At 42.7% G+C, this 5,693-nt stretch carries 7 protein-coding genes; 3 read left to right on the top strand and 4 right to left on the bottom strand.

What is annotated here, in order from left to right; genetic code table 11:
* Positions 1 to 189: 189 nt before the first annotated feature.
* Both B147_RS0105435 and B147_RS31660 read right to left on the bottom strand, forming a co-directional pair.
* Positions 190 to 999 (bottom strand): matrixin family metalloprotease, encoded by an 810-nt coding sequence (locus tag B147_RS0105435; RefSeq protein ID WP_020586229.1) that lies wholly within the window; start codon positions 997 to 999, stop codon positions 190 to 192.
* Positions 1,000 to 1,087: 88 nt separating this feature from the next.
* The gene (locus tag B147_RS31660; protein ID WP_020586228.1) at positions 1,088 to 1,246 is read right to left on the bottom strand and encodes a hypothetical protein; all 159 of its coding nucleotides are present in this window, start codon (positions 1,244 to 1,246) and stop codon (positions 1,088 to 1,090) included.
* Positions 1,247 to 1,286: 40 nt separating this feature from the next.
* On the opposite strand from B147_RS31660, the gene B147_RS0105420 reads away from it, so the two are divergent.
* The gene (locus B147_RS0105420) at positions 1,287 to 1,466 is read left to right on the top strand and encodes a hypothetical protein (protein ID WP_020586227.1); all 180 of its coding nucleotides are present in this window, start codon (positions 1,287 to 1,289) and stop codon (positions 1,464 to 1,466) included.
* A 598-nt stretch (positions 1,467 to 2,064) separates the two neighbouring features.
* Here B147_RS0105420 and B147_RS0105410 read toward each other — a convergent pair.
* Both B147_RS0105410 and B147_RS0105405 read right to left on the bottom strand, forming a co-directional pair.
* On the bottom strand, positions 2,065 to 2,991 hold the full coding sequence (locus B147_RS0105410; protein ID WP_026259526.1) for an OmpA/MotB family protein: 927 nt from the start codon (positions 2,989 to 2,991) through the stop codon (positions 2,065 to 2,067).
* A 33-nt stretch (positions 2,992 to 3,024) separates the two neighbouring features.
* On the bottom strand, positions 3,025 to 3,483 hold the full coding sequence (locus tag B147_RS0105405) for an LPP20 family lipoprotein (protein WP_033396949.1): 459 nt from the start codon (positions 3,481 to 3,483) through the stop codon (positions 3,025 to 3,027).
* A 271-nt stretch (positions 3,484 to 3,754) separates the two neighbouring features.
* Here B147_RS0105405 and B147_RS0105400 point away from each other — a divergent pair, with 271 nt between their 5' ends.
* Both B147_RS0105400 and B147_RS27515 read left to right on the top strand, forming a co-directional pair.
* A complete protein-coding gene (locus B147_RS0105400; protein ID WP_245568933.1) occupies positions 3,755 to 4,222 on the top strand; it encodes a hypothetical protein in 468 nt (155 codons plus the stop codon).
* Between the two features lie 188 nt (positions 4,223 to 4,410).
* Entirely contained in the window at positions 4,411 to 5,634 is a 1,224-nt protein-coding gene (locus tag B147_RS27515) for an IS701 family transposase (RefSeq protein ID WP_020586222.1), read from the top strand.
* Positions 5,635 to 5,693: the final 59 nt, after the last annotated feature.

Here is a 5,693-nt window from a genome sequence, read left to right as displayed (position 1 = left end):
GTCTATGCCGGTATTTCTGCTTATTTCACGCTGACTGACATTCTGGTTGAGCAAGGTGGTCATTGCTGCTCGTTTTTCTGGTTTCAAAACGTTCATCCTTTCCAACTCCCATGTATGCATTGATCAAGTGATACATGAGACGTTAAACGTTCTGTCGCCTTTTTCCCTAAATTTTTTGATTATCAGCGATTACAACAGATTTTGCTGACGTTTAGGTGGGGGATTTTGGGGTGGCCACAAGTGGGGGAGTTTGGGTGGCCATCCGGGCCCATCCAGGTCCCTGTAATAGGTGATTTTCGATGCCCCGTATATTGCTCCAACCCCGTCGATGTCGTCCTGTTGAGGAATTGTGGTATTCCCGGCCACAGATGCCATGATTGTAGCAATGCCGCTGTCCTCGTGACCCAGGCCCAGCGCATAGCCCAGCTCATGAACGGCAATCCTGCGGAAATCGCTAACGCTGCTTGACCATGACCCGTAGTACACGTCCCAGGAATCGTTGGCATTAAATATAATATCGGTTTCTATTATGGTGTCCCCGGAGAACCCAATCTGGGTCACGGCAAGGGTGCTGCTTCCCCAGGCATCGCCGCAACTCGTGATGGAAAATCCCACGCCGTTTCTTTCGTCTGTCGGGTCGCATGGGTCCGAGTAGGTGTCACGAACAATATAATATTGAAATACGGTATCAACGCCCCATCCATACATGGCGCCTTCAAAAGCTTCATTCCAAAGGCCGTCTGCCCCGGGGATATCCACGTAAAAGGTAGCTGACGGTGTGGGCCAGGAATAGCCTGCTTCCTCGTAGGCATGGGCTGTCGTAAAAAATACGGCAGTGAGCACAAGAAAAATAAAGACTAAAATAGCGCGATTCGTTTGTGTTTCAAATTTTATATGAAAGTTCCAGTAGCTTTCTAAATTACTATCATATTTTGTTATGGATTGTGCCTGTATGTTGATAGTCCAGGTCAGCCCATGGCTGTTATTGGACGATTTCATTCAGCCGTTCCTTCAATACCTGTTTAAATTCATCCGGTGTCAGTCCTTTTTTGTTTTGTTCAAGTTTCACTCCCTGGGCAACGCCTGCTCAAAGTTTTTTACCTTCCGTCTGGTCCCGGGATTCTGTTTCTTCCGGGTCCGTGTCAAAAGTCAAGGTTGTCACCGGCTGGCTTTGAGCGGTCATCACCTGGTCGGTGCCGGTACCGTCATCTTCAATAATGAAATGCCCCTGACTCCAGCCGCACAATGCGTGAACCTGATCAACTTCAAGAATTTACACAAAATAAATGCCGTTCCCCAGCCCGGGGAGACGTCATATCACTGACGGCCAGAGTCCGATTTCCAACGCTCCCGCCAAGGAAGCGAAGGGCAATGGTGTCTTCGGCATAATCTCCTTTGATGATGTCCTGTATCTCACAGGTAACAAAGGTATGAATGCGCCGGGCACCGGTCTGCCTGGATTATAGTGATGTTACCCGCCCTTCAAACACAAGTTGGCAGGCTAAAAACATTTCATCAGTGGTAACTTCAAACTAAAGTTTCCTAATTTTTATTTTCCTGTTATTCTGAGCTAAATTATGTACAATCTTGAAAATACGGGCTTTTTGCCTATTACTTGGATTTGTATGGGCAGGGAGAATAAAATGGGGTTTTGCTATTTACATGGCAAATCCTATAAAAATTAAACTCGACCCTGCGACAAACTCACGTTATAAACAATCAATAGACGGATAAAAATCAGGAAACTTCAGCTTCAAATACCTCTGCACCATTTACCCGGGAAAACGGCAGGGTAAGTACGAATGCCAGGATTATGGATGATATAAAGATTGTTTTTATTCTCATGGTTTTCGAGGAGTTGATCATAAGATGGGGCACCTATGAAAAGACCCGATTTAATTTATTACTAACCAGTTGTAATTGCAGTGTTATTTCTTACTTCTTGAAAAAATGAACACGAAGAGGCTGAAGTTATGATCAAGCCAGTTTTCGGCTTAAAAATTTTTCGTTCGGCGTTCGGATAGTGATTGCCGACAATCCCATCAAATTAGAATGTTACCTCATTTAACCACTGAATACAACCGTGAGGTGTGCCCGACGCTGGAAATTTTTTTTTGATGACTCCATTTTGGCCGCAAAGCGGTACTCCCCTGTTGAGCCGATTTTAAAGATATCCGGCCTCATACCGTTTTTCACCATTTCGTGAACAACAGTAGCGGCCCGGGATGCGCCTAATTCCAGATTGGAAGGATATTTTAGGGTATGAATGGGGTCCGGGTCTGCATATCCGTTAACATAAACTTTAACATCATAGGGTTTAAGGAATAGAGCCAATTTCTTTAAAAAGGATTTGTATTCCTTGGCCAGAGCAGCACTGCCGGAAGAAAAGAGGATCGGTAGGGTATTTTTAATTTTCGCGCAGCCGCCGTCTGCCGCCATGACATCCAGCCAGTCTTCAAGGCCTGCCCTTTTAACGGCTTGTTCAATATACGGAAGTTGTGCCTGGACACTGACACTGGATTTGTCCCCCCCCCCGTCTATCATATCCGTTGTAAACGAGACCTTAATCTGATCTGTCTCCTTTTCCCCGTTTTTTTTTATGTCGTAGACTTTTTGGTATTTTTCAAGGATGTTGGTAAGATGTTTTATTTGCGCCTCAAGCTGGGAGAGTTTTTTTTCTTTTAATCCAGCAGAGTCATGAAGCAGCTTTGGCACATGTCTCCCGGTATCAGATATACGATCTATTTTACCCATAAGCCAAACAAGCTCTTTTTGAATACCATGAATTTGTTCATTTATAACGTCTACCTGGGCCCGGTAGTCTCCAATGACGCCCTCAAGTTCTATTATTGAATATCCTTCCGGATCAAAATTCAGCGTTTGATATGCACCATTTGCAATATTGCCATAATAGAAAAGTGATACATACATAGGTATCAGAACAATCACTACCCTACCTTGGAATGTCGATGTCAAAGATGAAGTTCCCATAAGGCCCCCCTGTTAATATTCGATTAAACATCATCAACCCTTGTCAACAAGACCCACGGGCCACCAGATCATACCTTTTTTCGAAAAATTAATTCTTAATCTCAACCGGGCCGTAGTGATCCCATATTCTCCCTGGGTAATCTCCATTACTTCGGTTCCCCTTAACCAGGATTGCGTATGCAGCTGAATTGTTTCCTGATTTACCGAGCCCCTACCCGCTTTCATATAAGCATCCACATAAACGCCACGTACTTTTTCGACCAGTTGCCGGTATCCATCTGCAACGGCTGCACGCTCTGCCATGAGGATTGCTTCCCCTTTTGTTAATGCATTTTCAGGCTCAAGCCCCTTGCCCGTTACCTGGAACGTAACAACTTTTTGATTAACCGAATTTTGCGCAGAAGAATCCAGAATACCTCCCGGCCCCCCTCTGCTACAACCCCATAAAAACAAAGTAATTAAACATGCAGACAAAACCAATAGTTTCTTCATAGCATTTTTCTCCTCTTTCCAGTTGGCCGTTGCAAAATCAAATTCGCCACCATTGATTCGCATCTTGAATTCATGTTAAAGGTTAATCGTCAGTCATGGCTTCGAACTTTAGAAACAAAGCTCCCCCACGCTTAAAACGGACAACTAAATGCAATCTAACTTAACAACTCATCCAAAAAGGTATTCAATATTCATACCTTATTTTATAAAAAAAGATATCTGGCTGTTCACCGCAAGTCTCATTCAAATTCTGATATGCTTAAAACCTTTAATGGCTGCGGATCTTAATGAAATTAACACCTATTACATCCGCTTCGATCTTAAAAGTTCCAATCAGCGAATCACCGACGGGAAACTGACAATGGTGCCGGCAAATGAGGCGTTCAGGGCGGCAAATTTTTCTTATTTTCCCATATCCGGTATAATTCAGGCGCTTCCCCAGGAAGCGTCCCAGACCATTGAGGCTAAAATAAAACAAAATGCGTTTATCCAACTGTTAGAGCAAAAAGGATTAAAGTCGATCAAAGCATTAAACAATGATACCATTGTCAGCTATGAAGGCTGCGTCCGATTACCGATTGCTTTATATATTTCATCGTATGACGACGAAAATAAAGGCTTTCCATATTCTGCCCGAATCCTTTTCAGTCCGTTAAGTTTCCCGGATCAATGGAAGTCATTGCACCGGCGGTTTAAAATCAAAGAACTTCTTGATAATTTTTTCCTTTTCTTTCAATAGGTCTTTAACTGAAGTTTCCTAAAAATTAATACTGGCTCAAAGGAAGTTTAAAATGCAGTTGGTATGGAAATTGAAATTCATTTTTCATACCAAAGGGAAAGGTTTGCTCAAGATAAGTTTTTGATTTTATTAAAATAAACCTCGTTAAACTTTTGAAAAAGTAGGCGCTCCTATGGTATACTTCAAATATGGCTAAATACTTGAAACTATACCAAAAAAGGAGCAACCTACTGTTTATCTTACGTGATTTGCTACGACCTCTGCAAGCTGAATTTTCAAATACTGCTCAGGGACAGAAAAGAAAAGTCTGGTTTGCATACACGTTGCTGGCTGTGGTGGTGCCATTTACATCTTCAATCACCTCCAATCTGTTACGTGCCCTGCAAACTTTGTTCGGTTTTAAACTGCAAAGTCAGAGGTTTTATGCCTTTATGGCGAGTCCGACATTACCGTGGGAAGGATTATGGCAAGCCATGTGGGGAATGATTCCGTCACCAGTTGTAGAAGGACGAATTATGGTAGCACTGGATGATTCTATAAATCCAAAGAGTGGAAAGAAAATTTTTGGTTGCGCACATTTTCACGACCATGCAGCAAAGTCCAACCAGAGTTCCTACCCATGGTCACAGTGTATTCTGGCAGTAGGGTTATTGAAAAAAATAAAATCTCGATGGGCCTGCCTGCCCCTTGATTTTCGGTTTTATATGATGAAAAAGGATATTGAGGCAGAATCTGCTACAACCAAACGAAAAGGGGAAGTTCTTCCTTTTGAAGACAAAATGGCACAGGCTGCCACAATGATAAAGGGCATTCAAAATTATTATAATCAACCAGTGTTGACTGTGACAGATAGCTGGTTTGGCAATAATGGCCTCTGGTCCAGGTTAGATCGTGGAAAAGAAGGCTCTTTCCATCTACTTTCTCGTATGCGCACAAATATTACATTGTATGGTTTTGCACCTGTGCCTACGGGAAAAACTAAGGCTGGGCGCCCACGAAAATATGGCCGACGTATGGGTTCTGTGGATGATTGTGCAGCAAAATTTAAAGAAAACTCCCAGGCTTATACGGTTTTTCTTTACGGCAAAAACAGAGAAGTACAGGCATATTCACAAACCGTTATGCTAAAAACGATGAAGTGCCAGGTGCGAGTTATTTGGGTTTATCGGAAAACACGATACGTTGCCCTGATGACCACAGATATGGCGCTTTCGGTTGAGCAAATTATAGAATATTATGGTGCGCGCTGGAAAATAGACATGAACCATTTTCATTGCCTCTATAAAAATATGAGTGCTTTTTTGTCTTCATTTTTTCACCTCGTTTATTGCTCGGGTTATAAAAAACGGTATAGCATATTTATACCTCGGACTCTCTTTCGTCCTCCTCTTGAAAAGTGTTTATGTGCTTAGCCCATTGTCGTGGCTGTTTTCGTAATGCTTGAACACGAGAAATTTCATTTTCATCGGCT

The sequence above is a fragment of the Desulfobacter curvatus DSM 3379 genome, assembly GCF_000373985.1.
GTDB lineage: Bacteria > Desulfobacterota > Desulfobacteria > Desulfobacterales > Desulfobacteraceae > Desulfobacter > Desulfobacter curvatus.
This window is presented reverse-complemented; position numbering and strand designations above follow the sequence as displayed.